This window comes from Mesorhizobium japonicum MAFF 303099 (assembly GCF_000009625.1).
GTDB lineage: Bacteria > Pseudomonadota > Alphaproteobacteria > Rhizobiales > Rhizobiaceae > Mesorhizobium > Mesorhizobium japonicum.
In genome coordinates, this window is sequence record NC_002678.2 from 3383946 (window position 1) to 3404683 (window position 20738).

At 63.2% G+C, this 20738-nt stretch carries 22 protein-coding genes; 4 read left to right on the forward strand and 18 right to left on the reverse strand.

All coding sequences use genetic code 11. The features are described from left to right. Positions 1-60 precede the first annotated feature (60 nt). Positions 61-2724 carry a DNA translocase FtsK gene (locus MAFF_RS17590; RefSeq protein ID WP_010912288.1) on the reverse strand — a complete coding sequence of 888 codons (2664 nt, stop codon included), beginning with the start codon at positions 2722-2724 and terminating at the stop codon, positions 61-63. Positions 2725-2913: 189 nt separating this feature from the next. Here MAFF_RS17590 and MAFF_RS17595 point away from each other — a divergent pair, with 189 nt between their 5' ends. Continuing rightward, on the forward strand, positions 2914-3285 hold the full coding sequence (locus tag MAFF_RS17595; RefSeq protein WP_044551023.1) for a hypothetical protein: 372 nt from the start codon (positions 2914-2916) through the stop codon (positions 3283-3285). Positions 3286-3416: 131 nt separating this feature from the next. On the opposite strand, the gene MAFF_RS17600 is transcribed toward MAFF_RS17595, so the two are convergent. The 4 genes from MAFF_RS17600 to tesB all read right to left on the reverse strand — a co-directional run bounded on the left by MAFF_RS17600 (position 3417) and on the right by tesB (position 6922). Further along, entirely contained in the window at positions 3417-3692 is a 276-nt protein-coding gene (locus MAFF_RS17600; RefSeq protein WP_032932224.1) for a hypothetical protein, read from the reverse strand. A gap of 322 nt (positions 3693-4014) precedes the next feature. Continuing rightward, the gene (locus MAFF_RS17605) at positions 4015-5370 is read right to left on the reverse strand and encodes an ammonium transporter (protein ID WP_010912290.1); all 1356 of its coding nucleotides are present in this window, start codon (positions 5368-5370) and stop codon (positions 4015-4017) included. 31 nt (positions 5371-5401) lie between these two features. Beyond that, positions 5402-5740 (reverse strand): P-II family nitrogen regulator, encoded by a 339-nt coding sequence (locus MAFF_RS17610; RefSeq protein ID WP_010912291.1) that lies wholly within the window; start codon positions 5738-5740, stop codon positions 5402-5404. Between the two features lie 321 nt (positions 5741-6061). Beyond that, the gene (gene tesB, locus MAFF_RS17615; RefSeq protein ID WP_010912292.1) at positions 6062-6922 is read right to left on the reverse strand and encodes an acyl-CoA thioesterase II; all 861 of its coding nucleotides are present in this window, start codon (positions 6920-6922) and stop codon (positions 6062-6064) included. Positions 6923-7021: 99 nt separating this feature from the next. Between tesB and MAFF_RS17620 the strand changes: the two genes are divergently transcribed. Next, the gene (locus MAFF_RS17620; RefSeq protein ID WP_010912293.1) at positions 7022-8281 is read left to right on the forward strand and encodes a ubiquinone biosynthesis hydroxylase; all 1260 of its coding nucleotides are present in this window, start codon (positions 7022-7024) and stop codon (positions 8279-8281) included. 60 nt (positions 8282-8341) lie between these two features. Here MAFF_RS17620 and MAFF_RS17625 read toward each other — a convergent pair whose 3' ends face one another. The 3 genes from MAFF_RS17625 to MAFF_RS17635 form a co-directional block, all read right to left on the reverse strand. Next, complete coding sequence (locus MAFF_RS17625; protein WP_010912294.1) at positions 8342-8869, reverse strand: hypothetical protein; 528 nt, start codon at positions 8867-8869, stop codon at positions 8342-8344. 159 nt (positions 8870-9028) lie between these two features. Next, positions 9029-9385, reverse strand: a complete 357-nt coding sequence (locus tag MAFF_RS17630) for a YciI family protein (protein ID WP_010912295.1) — start codon at positions 9383-9385, stop codon at positions 9029-9031. Next, positions 9382-9606, reverse strand: a complete 225-nt coding sequence (locus tag MAFF_RS17635) for a hypothetical protein (RefSeq protein WP_044548450.1) — start codon at positions 9604-9606, stop codon at positions 9382-9384. Before MAFF_RS17635 ends, MAFF_RS17630 begins: the two co-directional genes overlap by 4 nt. Before the next feature lie 255 nt (positions 9607-9861). Here MAFF_RS17635 and MAFF_RS17640 point away from each other — a divergent pair, with 255 nt between their 5' ends. Next, a complete protein-coding gene (locus MAFF_RS17640; protein ID WP_010912297.1) occupies positions 9862-10287 on the forward strand; it encodes an OsmC family protein in 426 nt (141 codons plus the stop codon). A gap of 70 nt (positions 10288-10357) precedes the next feature. On the opposite strand, the gene MAFF_RS17645 is transcribed toward MAFF_RS17640, so the two are convergent. The 9 genes from MAFF_RS17645 to MAFF_RS17685 all read right to left on the reverse strand — a co-directional run bounded on the left by MAFF_RS17645 (position 10358) and on the right by MAFF_RS17685 (position 18688). Continuing rightward, the gene (locus MAFF_RS17645; protein WP_010912298.1) at positions 10358-10987 is read right to left on the reverse strand and encodes a YceH family protein; all 630 of its coding nucleotides are present in this window, start codon (positions 10985-10987) and stop codon (positions 10358-10360) included. A gap of 197 nt (positions 10988-11184) precedes the next feature. Continuing rightward, positions 11185-12900, reverse strand: a complete 1716-nt coding sequence (locus MAFF_RS17650) for a sulfatase-like hydrolase/transferase (RefSeq protein ID WP_244420805.1) — start codon at positions 12898-12900, stop codon at positions 11185-11187. A gap of 309 nt (positions 12901-13209) precedes the next feature. After that, positions 13210-13959: a nucleotidyltransferase domain-containing protein gene (locus tag MAFF_RS17655; RefSeq protein WP_010912300.1), complete on the reverse strand. Its 750-nt coding sequence runs from the start codon at positions 13957-13959 to the stop codon at positions 13210-13212. A 65-nt stretch (positions 13960-14024) separates the two neighbouring features. Then, a complete protein-coding gene (locus tag MAFF_RS17660; protein WP_010912301.1) occupies positions 14025-14804 on the reverse strand; it encodes a succinate dehydrogenase iron-sulfur subunit in 780 nt (259 codons plus the stop codon). Beyond that, positions 14804-15241, reverse strand: a complete 438-nt coding sequence (locus MAFF_RS17665; protein WP_010912302.1) for a DUF3052 family protein — start codon at positions 15239-15241, stop codon at positions 14804-14806. Before MAFF_RS17665 ends, MAFF_RS17660 begins: the two co-directional genes overlap by 1 nt. A 2-nt stretch (positions 15242-15243) precedes the next feature. Then, entirely contained in the window at positions 15244-17052 is a 1809-nt protein-coding gene (sdhA, locus tag MAFF_RS17670) for a succinate dehydrogenase flavoprotein subunit (RefSeq protein ID WP_010912303.1), read from the reverse strand. A 28-nt stretch (positions 17053-17080) separates the two neighbouring features. After that, entirely contained in the window at positions 17081-17479 is a 399-nt protein-coding gene (sdhD, locus tag MAFF_RS17675) for a succinate dehydrogenase, hydrophobic membrane anchor protein (protein WP_010912304.1), read from the reverse strand. 2 nt (positions 17480-17481) lie between these two features. After that, positions 17482-17901 (reverse strand): succinate dehydrogenase, cytochrome b556 subunit, encoded by a 420-nt coding sequence (sdhC, locus tag MAFF_RS17680; protein WP_010912305.1) that lies wholly within the window; start codon positions 17899-17901, stop codon positions 17482-17484. Positions 17902-18247: 346 nt separating this feature from the next. Beyond that, positions 18248-18688 carry a hypothetical protein gene (locus tag MAFF_RS17685; protein ID WP_010912306.1) on the reverse strand — a complete coding sequence of 147 codons (441 nt, stop codon included), beginning with the start codon at positions 18686-18688 and terminating at the stop codon, positions 18248-18250. 352 nt (positions 18689-19040) lie between these two features. Between MAFF_RS17685 and MAFF_RS17690 the strand changes: the two genes are divergently transcribed. After that, entirely contained in the window at positions 19041-19403 is a 363-nt protein-coding gene (locus MAFF_RS17690; RefSeq protein WP_010912307.1) for a hypothetical protein, read from the forward strand. Positions 19404-19463: 60 nt separating this feature from the next. Here MAFF_RS17690 and MAFF_RS17695 read toward each other — a convergent pair whose 3' ends face one another. Beyond that, positions 19464-20675: a GGDEF domain-containing protein gene (locus MAFF_RS17695; RefSeq protein ID WP_010912308.1), complete on the reverse strand. Its 1212-nt coding sequence runs from the start codon at positions 20673-20675 to the stop codon at positions 19464-19466. Between the last annotated feature and the right edge of the window lie 63 nt (positions 20676-20738).

Here is a 20738-nt window from a genome sequence, read left to right on the forward strand (position 1 = left end):
AACGCTGCTTAATTGCTTGAACGCGCCAGAGGGTTCAAAGTTGCCGTGAACGCCCCGCCATCAGAACTTGTCGTCCTCGGTCGGCACCAGGATTTCGCGTTTTCCCGCATGGTTTGCCGGGCCGACAATGCCTTCCTTCTCCATCTTCTCGATGATCGAGGCGGCGCGGTTGTAGCCGATGCCGAGCCGGCGCTGGATGTAACTGGTCGACGCCTTGCCGTCGCGCAGCACCACCGCCACCGCCTGGTCGTAGGGATCGTCGGAATCCTCGAAATTGCCGCCGCCACCGCCACCGGAGCCAGCGCCCTTGCCGGACGGTTCGTCGTCGTCCTCGTCGTCGTCCTCGGTGATGGCGTCGAGATATTCGGGCACGCCCTGCAGTTTCAGGTGCCCGACGATCTTTTCGACCTCGTCGTCGGAGACGAAGGGGCCGTGCACGCGCTGGATGCGGCCGCCGCCGGCCATGTAGAGCATGTCGCCCATGCCGAGCAGCTGCTCAGCGCCCTGCTCGCCCAGAATGGTGCGGCTGTCGATCTTCGACGTCACCTGGAAGGAGATGCGGGTCGGGAAATTGGCCTTGATGGTGCCGGTGATGACGTCGACCGACGGACGCTGCGTCGCCATGATGACATGGATGCCGGCGGCGCGCGCCATCTGCGCCAGGCGCTGCACCGCGCCTTCGATGTCCTTGCCGGCGACCATCATCAGGTCGGCCATTTCGTCGATGATGACGACGATATAGGGCATCGGCTCGAGATCGAGGTCCTCCGTCTCGTAGATCGCCTCGCCGGTCTGGCGGTCGAAACCGGTCTGCACGGTGCGCGAGATTTTTTCGCCCTTTTTCTCGGCCAGCTGAACGCGGGCGTTGAAACCGTCGATGTTGCGCACGCCGACCTTGGACATCTTGCGGTAGCGGTCCTCCATCTCGCGCACAGTCCATTTCAGCGCCACCACCGCCTTCTTCGGATCGGTGACAACAGGCGTGAGCAGGTGCGGGATGCCGTCATAGACGGAGAGTTCCAGCATCTTCGGATCGATCATGATCAGCCGGCATTCCTGCGGCGTCAGCCGGTAGAGCAGCGACAGGATCATGGTGTTGATGGCGACCGACTTGCCGGAGCCAGTGGTGCCGGCGACCAGCACGTGCGGCATCTTGGCGATGTCGACGATGACGGCCTCGCCATTGATGGTCTTGCCCAGCGCCAGCGCCAGTTTTGCCTTGGTCGTCTCGAAATCGCGGCTGGCCATGATCTCGCGCAGATACACCGTCTCGCGCTTGGCGTTCGGCAGCTCGATACCGATGGCGTTGCGGCCGGGCACCACGGCGACGCGGCAGGCGATCGCGCTCATCGAGCGGGCGATGTCGTCGGAGAGGCCGATGACGCGCGACGATTTGATGCCGGGCGCGGGTTCCAGCTCATAGAGGGTGACGACGGGACCCGGGCGCACGGCGATGATCTCGCCCTTGACGCCGAAATCCTCCAGCACGCCTTCAAGCAGGCGCGCATTCTGTTCCAGCGCGTCCTTGGAGAGACTTGGGTCGCGCGCGACATTCTTCGGTTCGGACAGGAAATGCAGCGACGGCATTTCGAATTTGTCCGAGCCGATCAGCGAGGTCTGCGCCTCGCGCTGGACGCGCGCGCCAGGCGCCGGGCGCGGCGCCGGCGCCTCGACGCGGGTGGCGGCATCCGAACGGAACTGCTGTACCTTGGCGGCGGGGGCCGCACGGCGCTGGGCGACGGGCTCGTCGTCGAAATCCATGTCCTCGTCGTCACGGTCGAAGATATCGTCATCGTCCGGATCCACGGAAACGCTGCGGTCATTGACCATGGCGGCGAAGAATTCCGGCTCGACGCGGGCGCGGCCACCCGGGCTCATCCGTTGCTCGGCGAATTCGGCCGATTCCACGCGCTCGGCAGCGCGCCGCCAGGCGCTGGCGCGCGGCTCCATCTCCGGCTCGTATTCGTCGCGTTCCTGCCTGCGGCGCACCGCGCGGCGATGCATCCACGCGCGCAGCGACAGCCACCAATGAGTGATGGCGCCGAGCGCTAATATGCCCTCGTCGCCCTCATCCTCTTCATTGTCGAACAGAAGATCGTCCTCGCGCGGGTCCGCTGCCGCCGGCTCTTCCATCACGGCGAAGCCGTTCTTGCGCCCGATCAACGCCGAGCCAAAGGCGAACAGCCAGAGCGTCGGCCCGGCCAGCAGCACGGCGAGCACGCTGGCGATCAGCCCGGTCGGATAGCCGCCGATCAGGACGCCGGGAATCTTGAGCACCATGTCGCCGAACACGCCGCCGAGGCCGGTGGGCAGCGGCCAGGTCTTGGGCGGAACGATGCAGCCGGCGATCGCGGCGGCGAGCAGGGCGAAGCCGAACCAGAACAGCCCGCGCTTGGGCAGCCTGTCGACACCGCGCGCCGAAAACAGCAGGTACCCCCAGATGACAGCCGGAACCAGCGCGGCGACCGCAGCAAGGCCGAAGAACTGCATGGCGAGATCGGAGAAAACCGCGCCGGCATAGCCCATGGCGTTGGTGACGGTGTTGTTGGTGGCGTGCGAGAAGCTTGGATCGGCAACGTTCCAGGTGGCGAGGCTGGCAACCCCGAAGGCTACAGCCAGAAACATGCCGGCGCCGACCAGCCGGCCGACCTGGCGCCGCGCGAAAGCCTGGATGCCGTGCCCCGTATCGGTCATCGCGAGCGGTGCTGAAGCCCCTGAACGCATGCTCTTCCCCGTCAGTGATTGCCTGGCCCGAGCACATGACGCACTCCGGCAGATTCGAACGCCAGACTATCGGTGGGAAGGTTAAGGGGGCATTAACTATAAGCGGTTGAGATCATGTCACTTCAGGTTGAAGTGGAAGCGGGCAGGATGTGCAACGTCGCCGTGCGACCGCCAGGGGTGGGTAGAGGCATGCGGTCTACCTTCCTTCGCGTGGCGGCTCTCGCTTGGGCGGCGCTTAGTCTCCTGCTCGCCGTGCACTGGTTTGCCGAGCTCGGGATGGTGGGCTTTCCGGATGGTTACGTGACACCCTTTGCCAGGGCGACCGGCCCACTCCTGCACCTGCTCGCCTCCGCCTGCCTGATACAGGGCCTGTATTTTCTGTGCAGGGCTCTCCTCGGCAAGGGATTTGGGGTGCCAGATCTTGGCCTGCAAATTCTGATTGCGGCCATACTGACGGTGGCGCCGACGTTGATTGTCTGGAATTGCCCCCATTCCCAGACCTGCAGCAGTGCCTATGAGGCGCTGACAAACACCATGATGGACGATGGGATCGGCGGATAGACTCCGCCAGCGGACGGCATCGGGACCGCCTGCGGTCTCCGCCAAAGCGCACTGGCAAACGAAGCGATGGCGGGCACCCGCCATCGTTCGGCTATAAAACGGTCGGGCCCTCCGGACCCGACCTCGTGCAATCATTTGTGACCGGCATACATCATCAGGTTGGCGCAGAATTCGGCGTGAGGCTTGCTCATCGCCGCGTCCTGGCACTCCTTCATCATCTTGTCCTGCTTGTCCTTAGCCGTCGAGGCCCAGGCTGCCTTGAAGTCCGCCTCCGGCTTCATGGTTTTCATGCTGGAATCGGTGAAGAACGGCGCCATGTTGGCCGGTTCATCCAGAGCACCGGCAAATGCCATGCCACCAACCATCGAAAGAGCGAGCGCTCCAAGGCAGATATTCTTGAGGTTCATGAGAAAGTTCCTCCCTGTTTTTGCACGAGCGTCAGAACGACGATCGCCCCCACAGTTCGGAACCAAAGCGGTCGATGTTTCTTCCCAAGGGTCCATCACGCGAACGTGATTGCGCGAACCAGGGGTATAGACAGAACATTTTACCAAAAAAGAGGCCCGGAAACAATCCGGGCCTCAAGGCGTGAGCTCCTTGCGGGAGCGTCACGACGGGATCTCTGGAGCAGTCCCTGGGAGAGCCGGATTGCGATTCTCCCGGGAATTGCGTGAGGGACAATGGGGCCGGCGGGAGGAGGATCCGCCGGCCCCGTTGGCGAGGCTGGCCTTACGGCACCACTTCGCCATGCTGGGAGATGTCGAGGCCTTCGACCTCTTCCTGGGTCGTCGGACGCAGGCCGACCAGCGCCTTGACGATGTAGAGGATCACGAAGGTGGCGATCGCCGTCCACAGGATGGTGAAGACGATGCCGTAGAGCTGGGTGACCACAGAGCCGCCCTTGCCGAGCGCGTTGATCGCCGGATCGGCCAGCGCGCCGGTGAGCAGCGCACCGATGATGCCGCCGACGCCGTGCACGCCGAAGGCATCGAGCGAGTCGTCATAGCCGAACATGTGCTTCACCTTGACCGCCGAGATGTAGCAGAGCACGCCGGCAACGATGCCGATGATGAAAGCGCCGGTCGGGTTGACGAAGCCGGAAGCCGGCGTCACCGCGACGAGGCCGGCGACGGCACCCGAGATGATGCCGAGCACCGAGGGCTTCTTGGCGACGATCCATTCAGCGAACATCCAGGCGAGCGCGGCGGCAGCGGTGGCGACCTGCGTGTTCATCATCGCAGCGCCGGCAAGACCGTCCGCCGCCAGTTCCGAACCGGCGTTGAAGCCGAACCAGCCGACCCACAGCAGCGAAGCGCCGATCACCGAATAGACCAGGTTGTGCGGCGCCATGTTGGTGGTGCCGTAGCCTTCGCGCTTGCCAAGAACCAGCGCGCAGACCAGGCCCGCGACACCGGCGTTGATGTGGACGACCGTACCGCCGGCGAAGTCGAGCACGCCAGCCGTGCCGAGGAAGCCGCCACCCCAGACCCAATGTGCGATCGGGCAATAGACCACGATCAACCACAGCGCCATGAACAGCAGCAGCGCCGAGAACTTCATGCGCTCGGCGAAGGCGCCGGCGATGAGGGCAGGTGTGATGATGGCGAAGGTCATCTGGAACATCGAGAAGACGAATTCAGGAATGTTCGAGACCCCCGGCAGCCAGAGCGTCGAGACCGTGATGCCGTGATGGAAGAATTTCGAGAAGCCGCCGAGATAGGCATTCATGCCGCCGCCGTCGGAGAAGGCCAGCGAATAGCCGAACATGAACCACAGCACCGTCACCAGGCAGGTGATGGCGAAGCTCTGCATGATGGTGGCGAGCACGTTCTTCTTGCGCACCATGCCGCCGTAGAACAGCGCCAGGCCCGGAATGGTCATCATCAGCACCAGGGCCGTCGAGGTCAGCATCCAGGCGGTGTTGCCGGTGTCGAGCACCGGGGTGGGAGCGGCAGCCGGGGCGGCTGCGGCAGCGGCCGGAGCGGCTTCCTGCGCAAAGGCGGCGACGCTGCCCAATGCTGCCAGAGCAAGCGAGCCCAGCAGGGCCGCCCGTCCCGTTGTCTTCAAGGTGGAAGAAATATTCATTGAACTCTCCATTGGAATACGTGTTCGCCGCTCAGAGCGCGTCGGTGTCTGTTTCGCCGGTGCGGATGCGCACCGCCTGATCGATGCCGAAAACGAAGATCTTGCCGTCGCCGATCTGGCCGGTCTTGGCCGCGGCGGTGATGGCTTCGACGGCCTTGTCGACCGTATCGGCACTGACAGCGACCTCGATCTTGATCTTCGGCAGGAAACTGACCGCGTATTCCGCTCCGCGATAGATTTCCGTATGTCCCTTCTGACGCCCGTAGCCTTTGACTTCGGTGACGGTCAGGCCCTGGATGCCGACGGCGGTAAGCGCTTCGCGTACCTCGTCCAGCTTGAACGGCTTGATGATTGCCATCACGATTTTCATAAGGTTTCACCCTTTGCTGTTGCGGTCCCCCGCGTTTGCACGACTTCACCGATCCCAAAGAGCCGGAGAGTGCCCACAAGGATTCAAGCTCCGTGCCAAGTGCCGAAGCAGCCTGTTAACCTGTTGTAAACAAAGGGAATGAGGGGATTGGAGGCAGCGAGTGCCAATGCCTGCGGCACGCCATGTGCTCAAAAATTATGCAATTTTTCGATTTTGCCTAATTTGCCGGCTTTGAGCACGATCCCGAAAAGCCGAGCCGGGTTTTCCCGGACAAACGGTTTTCGTTTGTCAGTGATCCTGCTCAAACAAGACTCGCAATGCTCAACGCTTGAGCCGGATCAACCCTTCCTGGGCCATCGAGGCGATCAGCGTGCCGTCGCGCGCATAGAGCGTGCCTCGACTGAAGCCGCGCGATCCCGAGCTCGATGGGCTGTCCTGCGCATAGAGCAGCCAGCCGTCGAGCGAGTGCGGCCGGTGGAACCACATCGAATGGTCGAGACTCGCCGCCTGGATGTCGGGATCGAACAGGCCACGTCCATGCGCGAAGGTCGAGGTGTCCAGCAGCGTCATGTCGGAGAGATAGGCGAGCAGCACCGATTGCAGCGCGCGGTCATCGGGAACCGGGCCGGCAAGGCGGATCCAGACATTCTGCCGGGGCGGCAGCTTGTCGCGGCTTTCATAGTGCTGGAGATTGACCGGCCTGAGCTCCAGCGGCCGTTCGCGTGCCCAGAAGCGGCGCACCGCCTCCGGCACACGTTCGGCTCTTTCGAGCAGCTGGCGCTGCGTCGGCAGCCCTTCCGGCGGCGGCACGTCGTCAGGCAGTGCGAATTGGTGTTCCAGCCCCTTTTCGTCGACCTGGAACGAGGCTTCCAGCGAAAAGATCGCCTGTCCGTGCTGGATCGCCAGCACGCGCCGGGTGGTGAAGGAGCCGCCGTCGCGGATGCGGTCGACCTCGTAGACGATCGGCACCCTGATGTCGCCCGGCCGCATGAAATAGCCGTGCAGCGAATGCACGAAGCGGTCCGGTTCCACCGTCCGCTGCGCCGCCACAAGCGCCTGGGCGATGGTCTGGCCGCCGAAGACGCGCTGCCACTCCACCTGGGGGCTGCGACCACGATACAGATTGTGTTCCAGCCTCTCGAGGTCGAGAATGCTCAGAAGCTCGTCGATCGCCGCCGTCATGTTTTGTGACCTCGCCGCAAAATTGCTATGGCGGTTTCCGACAGGAAGAACGAGCCGTCAAGGGCGCAGGTCCGGGCCGGCGCGCAAGGAGCCAAGACAATGGAACGCAAGGCGGACGCCAAGACCATATCCGGGCTCGATGTTCTCGTCGCCGGCGCCGGCTATGTCGGCCTGGCCACCGCCGTCTCGCTGAAACAGGCGCGACCCCATCTGGCCGTGGCGCTGGTCGACGCCGCGCCCGCCGGCGCCTGGCAACGCGACGGCCGCGCCTCGGCCATTGCCGCTGCCGCTTGCCGCATGCTCGACCAGCTCGGTGTCTGGGCCGAGATCGCGCCACAGGCGCAGGCGATCACCGAGATGATCATCACCGATTCGCGCAGCGCCGATCCAGTGCGCCCGGTCTTCCTGACCTTTGGCGGCGAAGTCGCGCCGGGCGAGCCCTTCGCCCATATGGTCGCCAACAAGTCGCTCAACGGCGCCTTGCGCGCCAGAGCTGAAAAACTCGGCATCGACATCATCGAAGGCGTCGCCGTGCAGAGTTTCGAGACCAATGGCGCCGGCATCACGGTTCATCTGGCCGATGGGGCGGCGCTGACGGCACGGCTGCTGGTCGCCGCCGACGGCGTCAATTCGAAGCTGCGCGACATGGCCGGCATCAAGACGGTGAAGTGGGACTATGGCCAGTCCGGCATCGTCTGCACCGTGGCGCATGAACGCCCGCACAATGGCCGCGCCGAAGAGCACTTTTTGCCGGCCGGCCCCTTCGCCACGCTGCCGCTGAAACCCGAGGAGGACGGCACAAACCGCTCGTCGATCGTCTGGGTCGAACGCGCGGAAGATGCCAAAGCGCTGGTGGAAGGCGACGACCTAGTCTTCGAGCATGAACTCGAACAGCGTTTCGGCCTGAAGCTCGGCGAAATCCGCGTCGCCGACAAGCCGCGCGCCTGGCCGCTCGGCCTCACCATCGCGCGCGCCTTCGTGGCGCCGCGCGTGGCGCTTGCCGGCGACGCCGCCCACGGCATCCATCCGATCGCCGGCCAGGGCCTCAATCTCGGCTTCAAGGATGTGGCAGCACTCGCCGAAGTGATCGTCGAGGCCGACCGGCTCGGCCAGGACATCGGCGCGCTCGACGTGCTCGAACGCTACCAGCAATGGCGCCGCTTCGACACGGTACAGATGGGCATCACGACGGATGTGCTGAACCGGCTGTTTTCCAACGACATCACCCCGCTGCGCACCGTCCGCGACATCGGCCTCGGCCTCGTCGAACGCATGCCGCGCCTGAAGGAGTTTTTCATCCGCCAGGCGTCGGGGTTATCCGCCGGCACGCCGAGGCTGCTGAAAGGCGAGGCGATCTGAGCGCCTCACTGGCGCACCCAACGAAGCGATGGTCGTTTCCGCCAATCGCCAGGTGTGCGATCAGTTGACCTCGAAGCCCAGCTTCTGCCGCAGCCGCAGCATGCGCTGGTCGGCTATCTCCAGTTTCTTCTCGCCGCCCTGGGCCGCGCGATTGACCATCTGCAGCAGATCGTTGCGCTCGGCGACGTCGAGACGTTCGCGCAGGAACGGCGCCAGCTTGTCGATGACGATCGTGGTGTCATCGATCTGCGCCGCCGCCCATTTGGCGTAGATCACCGCCTCGTCGGTCTTCTTCTTGTCGGCGATCTCGGAGATCACCGCGCGGATGACGGCCTCGCGCTGCGGCAGCACGGGGCCGTTCTCGGAAACGATCGCGGTGATCAGCGTCGCGGCGGCCACCACCGGATCGTCGATCGCCGTCAGCGGCGATAGGGCCGCCTGCTTGCGCAGCTTCTTGCGCCTGATGTTGCCTTGCACGCGCCCGACGACATCGGCGACCTCGCGCGCGGCGTCGTTCATGGCCTTCATCCGATACCACCAGAACGCCGCCGCTCCCAGCACGCCAAGGACAGCAATCAGGAAAGGCATGTGGTAGTCCCCCAGTAATCCCGCGCGACGATAGGAGAACTGTCGCGCTGCTTCAACACGCGCGGGTTGCCTGCGGCGAAGAAAATTCAATTTGCGGCTGGTGAAGCTTAGGCGATTAAACAAGCCGGTTGCAGGCCGAGCCGCCAAGCCAGGCGCCGCCTATGACCCCGGTATGTCGTAGATCGCCCGGACCTCGACCGTGCCGAGTTCGGCCAGCGGAATACCGGCGGCGATGTCCAGCGCTTCGTCGAGGTTGTCGGCCTCGACCATGACGAAGCCGAGCAGCTGCTCCTTGGTTTCGGCGAAGGGGCCGTCGGTGACGAGGCGCTTGCCCTTGCGCCGTCGCACCGACTTCGACGTTCTCACCGATTGCAGCGCCTGCGCGATGATCAGCTTGCCCTCCTGGTCCAGGGACCTGTCATAAGCCAGTGAATCGGCGTCGAGCTTGGCCCCGCGCTCTACGGTCAATGCGTAGAGGTCCTTTTCCTCACCATAGACCAGGCAGACATATTTCATTGCGAGCTCCCCTGCTGAGACCAACCATAAGATGCGATGACGAGCGTGTCAGCCTTGCCCTCGACCGCCGCATGGTCGAGAAGGCATGCCGCGACCCCGATGATGGCGACCGCCGCCAGCAGCCGTCCGAAGACGGGCGCCGGCGGATCCAGCCAGAAGTCTTCCTGTCGCTCAGGCCCTTGGCCCGGGCTCTTCCAAAGTGCGAAAAACAGATTGTCCATGTGAACCTCCATCAGGCCACAAATCCCATGGCCGCCCACAGGACGGACGGGCTGGATGGAAGTCGACATTTTTGCGCGACTATTTTTTCCGGCCTGCCCGGATTTTTTTTGCGAAGGCAATGAGCCGTCATCGTGCCGTGGTCCAAACAGCGCAGTGGTCTTCGCGCCCACCCGCGCTATAGTTGACCGGACGCCGGGCTTCACCCGGGCCAAGTTCACGACAACCCCAAGTTCACGACAACCAAGGAGGACTTCATGGACCGCACCGCAACCGCCGTCTGGAAAGGCAATCTGAAAGAGGGCAAAGGCACGCTCGACAGCCAGAGCGGGACGCTCAAGGGCACGCCCTATTCGTTCAAGGCGCGCTTCGAGGATGAAAGCGGCAAATCCGGCACCAACCCGGAAGAGCTGATCGCGGCGGCACATGCCGGCTGCTACGCCATGCAGCTTTCGCACTTCCTGGCCGAGAACGGCACGCCCGCCGCCGAACTCGACGCCAAGGCGGTGGTGACGCTGGTTCCAGGCACCGGCATTACCGGCAGCGCGATCACGCTGGTCGGCAAGGTGCCCGGCATCGATGCGGCGAAATTCAAGGAACTGGCCGAGAAGGCCAAGGCCGAATGCCCGGTCTCCAAGGCGCTCGGCGCCATCAAGGTGTCGCTCGACGCAAGGCTCGGCTGAGCAGGGCGGCCTGAAGCGACAAACGCCGGCCTGAGAGCCGGCGTTTTCATTCGAGCAACTCCAGGCCGCCTCAGCCGCCCAGCGCGTCGAGCCTGGCGCGAAGGGCAGCGACTTCCTGCTCCAGCGCTTCCAACCTCGCTTCCAGGTCGGAGTGAGGCATGGCCGGCGCACTGCGCTGCGCCGATAAAGCCGCGACGTCCACCGGGCCGGCGAGAAGATGCACGTAGCGATCCTCGCGCTGGCCTGGCCCGCGCGGGATTTCCTGGACCAGCGGCGGCCGCCGGCCGATCAGCATGTCGAGTTCACCCCGCAGATCTTCGATCGACGAAAACCGCGCCATGCGCTCGGCTCGAGCCAACAGTTCATGCGCCGTCTGCGGCCCGCGCAGCAGGAGCAGGCCGATCAAGGCGGTCTGCGGCGTGGTCAGCGAGAAGCGCTGCGCCATCTGATGCTCGTAGCGCTCGACGCGCGAGCCGAACATCTGCCGCACCAGCCCCTTCTGCTCGAGCAGCTTCAGCGCCCGGTGCACCTCCGTCTGCTCCAGCGCCATGACCGGGTCACGCGCCGTCTTCTGGTTGGCCGCGGCAAGGGCTGCGTTGAGCGTCAGCGGATAGACATCCGGCGTCAGCTCCTTCTTCTCGATCAGGCAGCCAAGCACGCGCGCTTCGATGGGGGAGAGGATGGGAAGGTCTTCGCTCATGGATTCTATACCCAAAGCCTCCGATACCATGACCGTTCGCAAAACGTCTCCCATTTTCGATCGACGAATGCGCTACGAAGCGTCACACTTTTCAGTCCGGCGCGCTTCGGCACTAGAGCAATTCCAGGAAAAGTGTGAGCGGTTTTCCCGGGAAAGCGCGTAGCGCTTTCCCTTGGGAATTGCGTCAAAACAAAGAGTTAGAGCGCATCAGCCCCGGCCGCCGCGGCCTTTCGCTCAGGTTTCGGCCGCCAGAAGGATCTGACGAGGACATCCTCGGCATAGATCGCGCCATCGAACTGGTCCTGCCCGAGTTCCTGGGTCAGCGTCGGCCGATCCCCAAGCAGCGAGACGCCGAAGGCAGCCTGGCCATTGGGGGGCGGCACGCCCAGCGCGTCGAGAATGGTGGGAAATATGTCGATCGTGCCCGAAAGTCCGGCATAGGTTTTGGCCGGAATGCCATCCCCCGACAGGGAGAAAAAGTTGCGTCGTTCATGCTTGTTCAGGCGGTCCGCCACCGCGCTTGGTGCACTGAGATGGTCGCTTTGCAGCGCCAGAACGGTGTTCGCCATCAGACCTTCGGCCTCGGCTTTGTGAATGAAGTCGGCAATGAGCATGTTGGTGCATTTCACGGCATGGAGGATATTGGGCGTTTGCGGGGAAAGGCCCGTCTTGCCGATACATTTGTCGGTCAGGTAGCCATCCATGGCATGCCCGCCACTGACGGCGATCGTCAGGGAGAACGGTTTGCCGTCGCGCTGCGCATGCCGCAAAATGTCGAAGCTTAGATCCAGGACTTCGGCGTCGTCGGCGCCAAAACTGTTGCCGCGCCCGGCGACGGCGGCCACCACTTCAGGCCCCCCGAAAAGCGATGAATAGCCATGGGTGGAATAGAATGTCCCCTGACCGGTGAAGCTGAGTGGCCAACCGGTAACAAAGTTCTGCCGATAGCCCCGCGCCTTCAGGACATCGCCCAGGCAGGTCAGGCCAGGCAGGAATTGCGAATGCTCCTCCAGATACTGGCGCGATGTGAAGAACGTGATCAGCAGCGGCGTTCCACAATTCGCGGCGACCATCCCTGAGATGGAATTGTTGGTGTAGGCAAGCTGCACCATGTTGCTCGCCGACACGCCACGCCTGTCGAATTCCAGCAGCGGAGCCATCACGTCGCCAAACTCCACCTCGTTCATGTAGGTGCGCTCGGCGCTCTCGATGAAAATATGAACAAGGTTTTTTGGCGCGGCCGTCACGGACGCTGGCGCAACCTGCGACTCCGCCAAGGCGGCAATATCGACGAACCGTTTGGACAGGAAATCGTGCAGCGGATTGGAATGAATCGCCGCCGCGATCGGACGCGTCAGCATCGGGTTTGCCGCCAGGAAGACCGCCATCAGGGCGACATCCAATCCTCTGGTCAGCGTGCCGCGTGCCTTCAATGCGCCGAGACCGAAAAGAACGATTAGAATAACCAGCATCGTGCTTCCGGTATTCCACAAATACTCGAAAACGACACCAGGCGTAAGCATCCCGGCGCCGGCATGCATGAACATCGCACCCCAGTCAAAATAGCCGAAGACACTTTCCAGATAGACATAGACAAGGAACAGAAGGCAGGGGAAGAGCGAGAAATAGAGCCTGAACCACCTGTTTCCTTGCCGATCCGCCTTCCTGTCCCGGAAGCCGTCAAGCCAGAGAAGCGCGATCAAAACCCCCAGGCCGAGAGCCGCAATCAGCCCCTTGTCCTGAAAATAGATCAGCGACACGAGCCAAGTGAGCGACCCGACTGTTGTGGCGCTGATCAATGGCCCAGATACTGAATACCCATTCACGATGAAGCCGCGCACCGCTTTACACTCGAACCGCGATCTCGAAAGTGAATATCGATGACGGATTAAAACTACACTAAGGCAATACAAGTAATCGTGCGCATCCTGGAATCAATTACTTGAGCTGTCGCTAATATTAGCCACCAAGACTCCCTCAGCGCCCCAGACTAGCAAGTGACATTTTTGAAACAAGACCGGGCGCGGCCACCCGTCTGGCCGGCTGGACGACAGCGCAGCCAGCAAGAACTGCCGGGCCATCTGAGCTGACAGCGTTCGACACAAGAGCCGGGACATCGGCCACACCAGCCCCTTCTGCTCAAACAGCTTGGGCGGCCGGTTGCTTATTTTTTCAATCAGGCAAGCGCGTGCGCGGACTTCGGTGTGGGAGAAGGTCTTCGCTCACGAACGCTGTTCCGCCTCCTGGCGATAAAACGCGGTTGCAAGGGCATGTCTGCGCGCCTGGTGAGCATCATCCCGCACCGGGGCGGCAAGGTTCATTGCGTGATGACCATAGCGCGCTTCGAGATAGCGCGCGATCGCGGTCGGGATAAGACCGGATCCCATCTCCCGCGTCCGGCCTTTCCGCTCGATCAGGCTGCGGATTTCCTCAGCTGCCGGCGCCGGCACATCCGTCTGGTCCAGGCATTCGCCAAGGTTCATCGGCGGCAAGCAGGCAAAGCCACGCTGATCCATCCAGTCGAGAGCCACCGGCGGGCGGATCAGATAAAACAACTTCTTCAGCTTCAACTCGCCTGAAAAACTGCCGATCTTGGCGACATGTGAGCGCGCCAGCCCAAGATAGTGGTGCGATACCTTCACTGGATCGACGATCTCGGCCAGCAGCTCCAGAAGGCGCGCGCGAAATCCCGCGACTTCCTCGTAGACGATAGGTGACTTTGCCCACTCGACAATGACCGCATTGCCACTGAGCGCCAGCAGCAAGGCCTTGCGCAGATCCCAACCGCCGGCATCGATCTCGCCTTCGATCGGAAACTCGATGACGTCGCGCGGCTGTTGCAGGACGAGGTGATCCGACACGGGCCTGATATAGACAAAGCGGCAGTCATAGTCGCTGTCGGGCGACGGAAACCCCCAGGCGCGACTGCCGCTTTCGATGGCGAACAGGATTTTTACACCCTGCCCTCGCACCAGATCGAGTCGCGCCCGGATGGCCGTGACGGCATCCGGGGAGAAGTCAGCGGGTAACGTCAGCTTCAGACCCGTCGCTCCACCATCATCTTCTTGATCTCGGCGATCGCCTTGGCCGGGTTCAGGCCCTTGGGGCAGGTCTGCGCGCAGTTCATGATGGTGTGGCAGCGATAGAGCCGGAACGGGTCTTCGAGATTGTCGAGCCGCTCGCCCTTGGCCTCGTCGCGGCTGTCGATCAGCCAGCGATAGGCCTGCAAGAGGGTTGCCGGACCGAGATAGCGGTCGCCGTTCCACCAATAGCTCGGGCACGAGGTCGAACAGCAGGCGCACAATATGCACTCGTAGAGCCCGTCGAGCTTCTCGCGGTCCTCATGGCTCTGCAACCATTCCTTGGCCGGCTGCGGCGACACCGTCTTCAGCCACGGCTCGATCGAAGCATGCTGGGCGTAGAAATTGGTGAGGTCGGGCACCAGGTCCTTGACCACCTGCATATGCGGCAGCGGGTAGACTTTGACCGCACCGGAAATGTCGTCGCAGCCCTTGGTGCAGGCCAGCGTGTTGGAGCCGTCGATGTTCATGGCACAGGAGCCGCAAATCCCTTCGCGGCAGGAGCGGCGCAAGGTCAGCGTCGGGTCGATCTTGTTCTTGATCCACAGCAGCGCGTCGAGCACCATCGGCCCGCAATCGTCCATGTCGACGAAATAGGTGTCGATGCGCGGGTTCTCGTCATCGTCCGGCGACCAGCGGTAGATGCGGTATTCCCGCAGATTTGTGGCGCCTTCCGGCTTCGGCCAGGTCTTGCCCTGCTGGATCTTCGAATTCTTGGGGAGCGTGAGTTCGACCATTACCTCAGGTCCTTTCGGATGACGAGCTTCAGCCCGGACCAGACTTCATTCACGGCGGCGACCTTGACGTCGACAAGGTCGCGCTTGAGCGCTTCGGTGCGCACGACACCCTCGGTGACGTCGGTCGGCACTTTCGAGGCCTTCTTCGGCCACGACACCCAGACCATGCCGTCGCGCTTGATCGCCGCCTCGACATCGCCAAGGCGATCCTCGATCTCGGTGCGCTGCCGGGTGAAGGCGTGCACCGCGTCGTATCTTTGATGGCTGCCCGAAATGTCAGACCATTCGGTCAGCCGGTCGACCTTTGCGAAATCGACGGCGCCGGCCAGTTCGTCGAGCTCCGGCGGCAGCGCGATGAAAGCGGCAGTCATGCCGTCCCTCAGGCCGAGCTTGGCCGGAAGGGGCTTGCCGGAATATCCCGTGGCCGCCGGCGCCATCGTCAGTACACCCTGGCCTTGGGCGCGATCTTGGCGAGGCTGATGCCGCCGTCCTTCTCGGCCAGCAGCGGCTCGGTGTGCACCGGCCGGTAGCTGAGCGTCACCTTGCCGTCTTCGCTCACCCTGGCCAGCGTGTGCTTGCGCCAGGCGGCGTCGTCGCGCGCGGAAAAGTCTTCACGGGCATGCGCGCCGCGGCTCTCCTTGCGTGCCTCGGCGCTATAGACGGTGGTGATGGCGTTGGCCATCAGGTTTTCCAGCTCCAGCGTCTCGACCAGGTCGGAGTTCCAGATCATCGAGCGGTCGAACACCTTGATGTCCTTGAGCTCGCCCCAGATCTGCGAAATGCGCTTGCAGCCGTTCTCCAGCGATTCCTGCGTGCGGAACACGGCGGCGTCTTCCTGCATCGCCTTCTGCATCTTCTCGCGCAGCACGGCCGTCGGCGTCGAGCCATTGGCGTGGCGCAGCCCGTCGAAGCGATCCATGATCTTCTCGACCGAGGCTTCGTTGGGTGACGGGATCGCCGATTTGCGGTCGATGACCTGGCCGGCGCGGATTGCCGCGGCGCGGCCGAACACGACGAGATCGATCAGCGAGTTCGAGCCCAGCCGGTTGGCGCCATGCACCGAGGCGCAGCCGGCCTCGCCGACCGCCATCAGCCCGGGTGACACCTTGTCGGGGCTGCGCGTCGTCGGGTTCAGCACCTCGCCCCAGTAGTTGGTCGGCACGCCGCCCATATTGTAGTGCACCGTCGGCAGCACCGGGATCGGCTCCTTGGTGAGGTCGACGCCGGCGAAGATCTTGGCCGATTCCGAAATGCCGGGCAGCCGCTCGTGCAGCACGGCCGGATCGAGATGGTCGAGATGCAGGAAGATATGGTCCTTCTTCTTGCCGACGCCGCGACCCTCGCGGATCTCCAGCGTCATGCAGCGCGAGACGACGTCGCGCGAGGCAAGGTCCTTGGCCGACGGCGCATAGCGCTCCATGAAGCGCTCGCCCTCGGAATTGACGAGATAGCCGCCCTCGCCGCGCGCGCCTTCGGTGATCAGGCAGCCGGCGCCGTAGATGCCGGTCGGATGGAACTGCACGAATTCCATGTCCTGCAGCGGGAAACCGGCCCGCGACGCCATGCCGCCGCCGTCGCCGGTGCAGGTGTGCGCCGAGGTGGCCGAGAAATAGGCGCGGCCATAGCCGCCGGTCGCCAGCACCACCATCTTGGCCGAGAAACGGTGGATGGTGCCGTCGTCGAGGTTCCAGGCGACGACGCCGGTGCAGGTGCCATCCGGCTCCATGATCAGGTCGAGGGCGAAATACTCGATGAAGAACTGTGCGTTGTTCTTCAGCGACTGGCCGTAGAGCGTGTGCAGGATCGCGTGGCCGGTGCGGTCGGCGGCGGCACAGGTGCGCTGCACCGGCGGGCCTTCGCCGTAATTCATCATGTGGCCGCCGAACGGCCGCTGGTAGATCTTGCCCTCTTCGGTGCGCGAGAACGGCACGCCATAGTGCTCGAGCTCGTAGACCGCGGCCGGCGCTTCGCGCACCAGATATTCCATGGCGTCGACATCGCCGAGCCAGTCCGACCCCTTGACGGTGTCGTACATGTGCCACTGCCAGGAATCGGGACCCATATTGGACAGCGAAGCGGCAATGCCGCCTTGCGCGGCCACCGTGTGCGAGCGCGTCGGGAACACTTTGGTGATGCAGGCGGTGCGCAGGCCCTGTTCGGCCATGCCGAGCGTGGCACGCAGGCCCGCACCCCCGGCGCCGACCACCACCACATCGAATTTGTGGTCGACAAAATTATAGCCTGCCATTTTGGCTGATTTCGCGTCCTTGGCCAACTCAGCCTCCGAATGCCAGCTTGAGCAGGGCGAAGATCGAGGCGACGCCGACCGCTACAGTGAAAAATGTGTTGAGCGCGATCGTCGCCAGCTTCAGGCCTTCGCTGGTGATGTAATCCTCGATGATCACCTGCATGCCGAGCCGCATATGGATGAGCCCGGAGATCAGCACCAGGGCCAGCATCAGCCCCACGAACGGATTGGCGAGCGCCGCGCGCACTTCCGCATAGCCGGCGCCGTTGAGCGCGATCAGGAACCCGACGAAGAACAGCGTCAGCGGGATGTTGGCGATGGCGGTCAGGCGCTGGCGCCAGAAATGGCCGGTGCCCTCGCGGGCGGAGCCGAGTCCGCGGACTTTCGCCAGCGGCGTGCGCATGTCGGTACTGTTCTTGCCGCTCATGATCAGGCTCCTCGCGCCATGTAGCCGGCGATCCAGATCAGCAAGGTGAGCAGGACCGAGCCGACAAGCGTCGCCCAGGCAATCTTCGAGGCCGTGTGCTTTTCGAGGCCGGCGCCGGTATCCCAGACCAGATGGCGCACGCCGCCCAGCATGTGGTGCATCAGCGCCCAGGTGTAGCCGAACAGGATCAGCCGGCCGAGCCAGGTGCCGAAGGCCCAGTTGACCCAGTCGAAGGTCGCCTGAGAGCTCGCCGCCGCCATCAGCCAGATCGCGACCAGCAGTGTGCCGAAATAAAGCGCCCCGCCGGTGATGCGATGGATGATCGACATCGTCATCGTGATCGGCGGCCGGTAGATCGTCAGGTGCGGCGAAAGCGGCCGTTCACGTCTGGCGAATTCGCGGGTGGCTGGTGATTTGCTCATGGCTCCCCCAGGTTCGGCGTCTTCGTGCATGTCGCCCAAAAGTGACCTCGGTTTTGGGAGGGCGGCATGCACAAACCAAGAATCCAAAGCGCGTCGCATGAATCCGTTTCGGCGCGACGCGCTTTAGCCGCAGGTGAAAATGCGGCATCGCCGCTTCCGGTTGCGACTTCGGACAGCCGGTTTCTAATGCTCTTTTTGCACCGCGTCAAAGCCAGAAAACCGTTTCGAAAACGTAATTTAGTCTGACTAAAAGGCAGCTCGGGGCTTCAATCGATTAGGGGTGGATTACCCAAAGCCGGCTCGATATCGCTGCAGTGCAGCATACGCTACTTCTTGGCCATGCGGCCTAGCGCTTGCAGGTCTGCGGCGTCGAGCCCCTCTTCATCACCAGCGCCTCACGCCCGTCGATCACGATTGCGTTATGCGTGGCGGCTTCCTGGTAACGGCTGGACTGGTTGGCGGGCGACGCGGCAAACTCTTCGGTCGCACCATTCGGCTCGATCACACGCAACGACGAGCCAAGATTCTGAATGGTGATGGCGCTGCCATTGCCGCATCCATAGGTCGCCGTACCTACCATGGATCGCGGCGCGGTGAGATCGGTGGTGATCTTGGTTGGCGGTGCTGGAGGCGCGGATGCCGATGGCGCCGCGGATGCGACGGACTGCTGAGCCGGCGCAGGCGAGACGATATTGGCCGCCTTCGGCGCGCCATCCTGCGGCACACAGGCCGCAAGGATAGCAAGCAACGGGAAAACGGACACCCAAACCGTCCGGCGTAGCGCCATATGCTGTCCTCCCCCCGCGGCAGACTAGCCACGATGCTGCGCCAAGATCAAGGTTGCCCCGAGATCACCCTCGGATCCATTCGATGCCGGCCGCGATGGTGCCGCCAAGCATGGCCGAATGATGGCTATCGGGTTTTCCCTCCAGTCGGAAATTAACCATGTTTGACAAGACATCGCCGCGCAACGCGCCGGCCTCTTAACAAAGGTTAAGAAAAGGTTAATTTCTGATTCGAGGAGCCATGCATGTCGCCCAAAAGTGCGTCAGCGGTTTTGGGGCAACGACATGCATCCAAACAAGTAATCAAAAAGCGCGTCTCGACGCGCTTTGGCCTCTAACCATCGGGAAGACGCCATGCGTTCGAACTCAAGCAGATCACGCCTCTCGGCGCTCATGGTGGCGGTTTCGCTCGCCGGGCTGGCGACGCCCACGCTGGCCAATGGACGCCACCAGGATCGCGTCTATGCCGATTCCTTCGGCAATCTCGTCATCGACAGCGCCGCCGGCTACAAGCGGATCATCGTGGGCGAAGGCAAGCTGGCCAAGAAGCTGGCTGACTACACCAGCGCCGGCCAGCCCAAAGTGATCTACCAGAACGAATCCGACGAGATTTCAGGCTACAGCGATTGCTACCGGCCACCGGTCTTCGTCAAAGGCCGCAGCTACATGTACGGGCTTTCCGACGGCGAGATGCCCGAACTCAGCCCCTGTCGCTAGGACAGCTCACCGTTTCACGGAAACGGCGAAGGAGGCATCAGGATGACGATTCGACCGACGTCATCCTGACCGGGAATTGATGACGATCGCGCTGGACGACCACTCGCCTCCCGGCCCGGCCGAGACACGGACGCAGTCGCGCCCGGCATTCTTTGCCAAATAGAGCGCCTCGTCGGCGCGGCGCATGAGATCGGCGATGGTTTCACCGGTATGAAGTTCGGCAACCCCGAAACTCGCCGTGCAGCGATTGTCCGCCGGCAGCCCGCCAATGGGCAGCGCGCCGAACGCGCTGCGCGTGCCTTCGGCGAACAGCCGGGCGGCGGCGAGATTGGTTCCCGGCAGGATGATGGCGAATTCCTCGCCGCCGATGCGGCCCGCGACATGGTGCCCGGCGGCGGCTTCGCGCAGGAAACCGGCAAAGGTCTCGATCACCCGGTCGCCGGAGGCATGGCCGAAATTGTCGTTGATGCTCTTGAAATGATCGAGATCGGCGATGACCAGCGCGACCGGCACGCCTTGCCGCATGGCGCCAAGCACGGCCTGCTCGGCCTGGCGCGTGAAGGCGCCGCGATTGAGCAGTCTGGAAAGCGTATCGGTCTCCGATCTCGACGTCACTTCGGCCAACACATCGCGGACCAGGATGGCCAGCGTCAGCAGCGCCATGGCCAGGGCAAAGACGGTGCCGAGCGATTGCGACACCAGCGCGTAGCTGCTTTGCAGATAGGCCTGCGGATTGGCGCCCCAGCCGCCGAGCGCATGCGCGATGAACGGCTTTGAAGCGAACTGCACAGCGCTGGCGGCGAGCACCGCCATCAGGATGCGATCGAGCCGGCCACGCCTTTGCCTGGACGACCAGACGATGGCCAATCCGACCAGTTGCATGACGGCATAGGGGAGCTGGTAGGCCATCATGCGGGCCAGCGACTGGCGCGGCAGGTCCTGGACGAAATAGACGACGATGGTGGCGGCGACCAGGAACAACAGCATCGACGACCATGGCGGCGCCACGCCGTATTTGCGGGCCAGTCCGACGTTGAAGGCTATTGTTGCGCCAAGGAAGACCGCGAAGGCGGTAACCACCGGCAGCAGGGCATCGCTGAAGGCGGGAATGCTGAATTCGATCGCCGAATAGACCATGCCCAGGACATAGCCGGAAGCAAACCAGCGCGCCGGGGCGCGGCCGACATCATGAAACGCGACCGCCATGAAGGATGCCGCCAGCAGGCCGGCAACCGACAGGTTGATCAACAGGATGAAGTTCGCGCCGCTCATCTCTTTCGCACCCCGCGCCTTAGCTAAACACCGACGGGCGAAAAAGACGTTAACGTGGGCTGG

Coding starts and splice junctions, on each gene's coding strand:
- MAFF_RS17590 (WP_010912288.1), bottom strand. CDS start 2,724: ATGCGTTCAGGGGCTTCAGCACCGCTCGCGATGACCGATACGGGGCAC.
- MAFF_RS17595 (WP_044551023.1), top strand. CDS start 2,914: ATGCGGTCTACCTTCCTTCGCGTGGCGGCTCTCGCTTGGGCGGCGCTT.
- MAFF_RS17600 (WP_032932224.1), bottom strand. CDS start 3,692: ATGAACCTCAAGAATATCTGCCTTGGAGCGCTCGCTCTTTCGATGGTT.
- MAFF_RS17605 (WP_010912290.1), bottom strand. CDS start 5,370: ATGAATATTTCTTCCACCTTGAAGACAACGGGACGGGCGGCCCTGCTG.
- MAFF_RS17610 (WP_010912291.1), bottom strand. CDS start 5,740: ATGAAAATCGTGATGGCAATCATCAAGCCGTTCAAGCTGGACGAGGTA.
- tesB (WP_010912292.1), bottom strand. CDS start 6,922: ATGACGGCGGCGATCGACGAGCTTCTGAGCATTCTCGACCTCGAGAGG.
- MAFF_RS17620 (WP_010912293.1), top strand. CDS start 7,022: ATGGAACGCAAGGCGGACGCCAAGACCATATCCGGGCTCGATGTTCTC.
- MAFF_RS17625 (WP_010912294.1), bottom strand. CDS start 8,869: ATGCCTTTCCTGATTGCTGTCCTTGGCGTGCTGGGAGCGGCGGCGTTC.
- MAFF_RS17630 (WP_010912295.1), bottom strand. CDS start 9,385: ATGAAATATGTCTGCCTGGTCTATGGTGAGGAAAAGGACCTCTACGCA.
- MAFF_RS17635 (WP_044548450.1), bottom strand. CDS start 9,606: ATGGACAATCTGTTTTTCGCACTTTGGAAGAGCCCGGGCCAAGGGCCT.
- MAFF_RS17640 (WP_010912297.1), top strand. CDS start 9,862: ATGGACCGCACCGCAACCGCCGTCTGGAAAGGCAATCTGAAAGAGGGC.
- MAFF_RS17645 (WP_010912298.1), bottom strand. CDS start 10,987: ATGAGCGAAGACCTTCCCATCCTCTCCCCCATCGAAGCGCGCGTGCTT.
- MAFF_RS17660 (WP_010912301.1), bottom strand. CDS start 14,804: ATGGTCGAACTCACGCTCCCCAAGAATTCGAAGATCCAGCAGGGCAAG.
- MAFF_RS17665 (WP_010912302.1), bottom strand. CDS start 15,241: ATGGCGCCGGCGGCCACGGGATATTCCGGCAAGCCCCTTCCGGCCAAG.
- sdhA (WP_010912303.1), bottom strand. CDS start 17,052: ATGGCAGGCTATAATTTTGTCGACCACAAATTCGATGTGGTGGTGGTC.
- sdhD (WP_010912304.1), bottom strand. CDS start 17,479: ATGAGCGGCAAGAACAGTACCGACATGCGCACGCCGCTGGCGAAAGTC.
- sdhC (WP_010912305.1), bottom strand. CDS start 17,901: ATGAGCAAATCACCAGCCACCCGCGAATTCGCCAGACGTGAACGGCCG.
- MAFF_RS17685 (WP_010912306.1), bottom strand. CDS start 18,688: ATGGCGCTACGCCGGACGGTTTGGGTGTCCGTTTTCCCGTTGCTTGCT.
- MAFF_RS17690 (WP_010912307.1), top strand. CDS start 19,041: ATGCGTTCGAACTCAAGCAGATCACGCCTCTCGGCGCTCATGGTGGCG.
- MAFF_RS17695 (WP_010912308.1), bottom strand. CDS start 20,675: ATGAGCGGCGCGAACTTCATCCTGTTGATCAACCTGTCGGTTGCCGGC.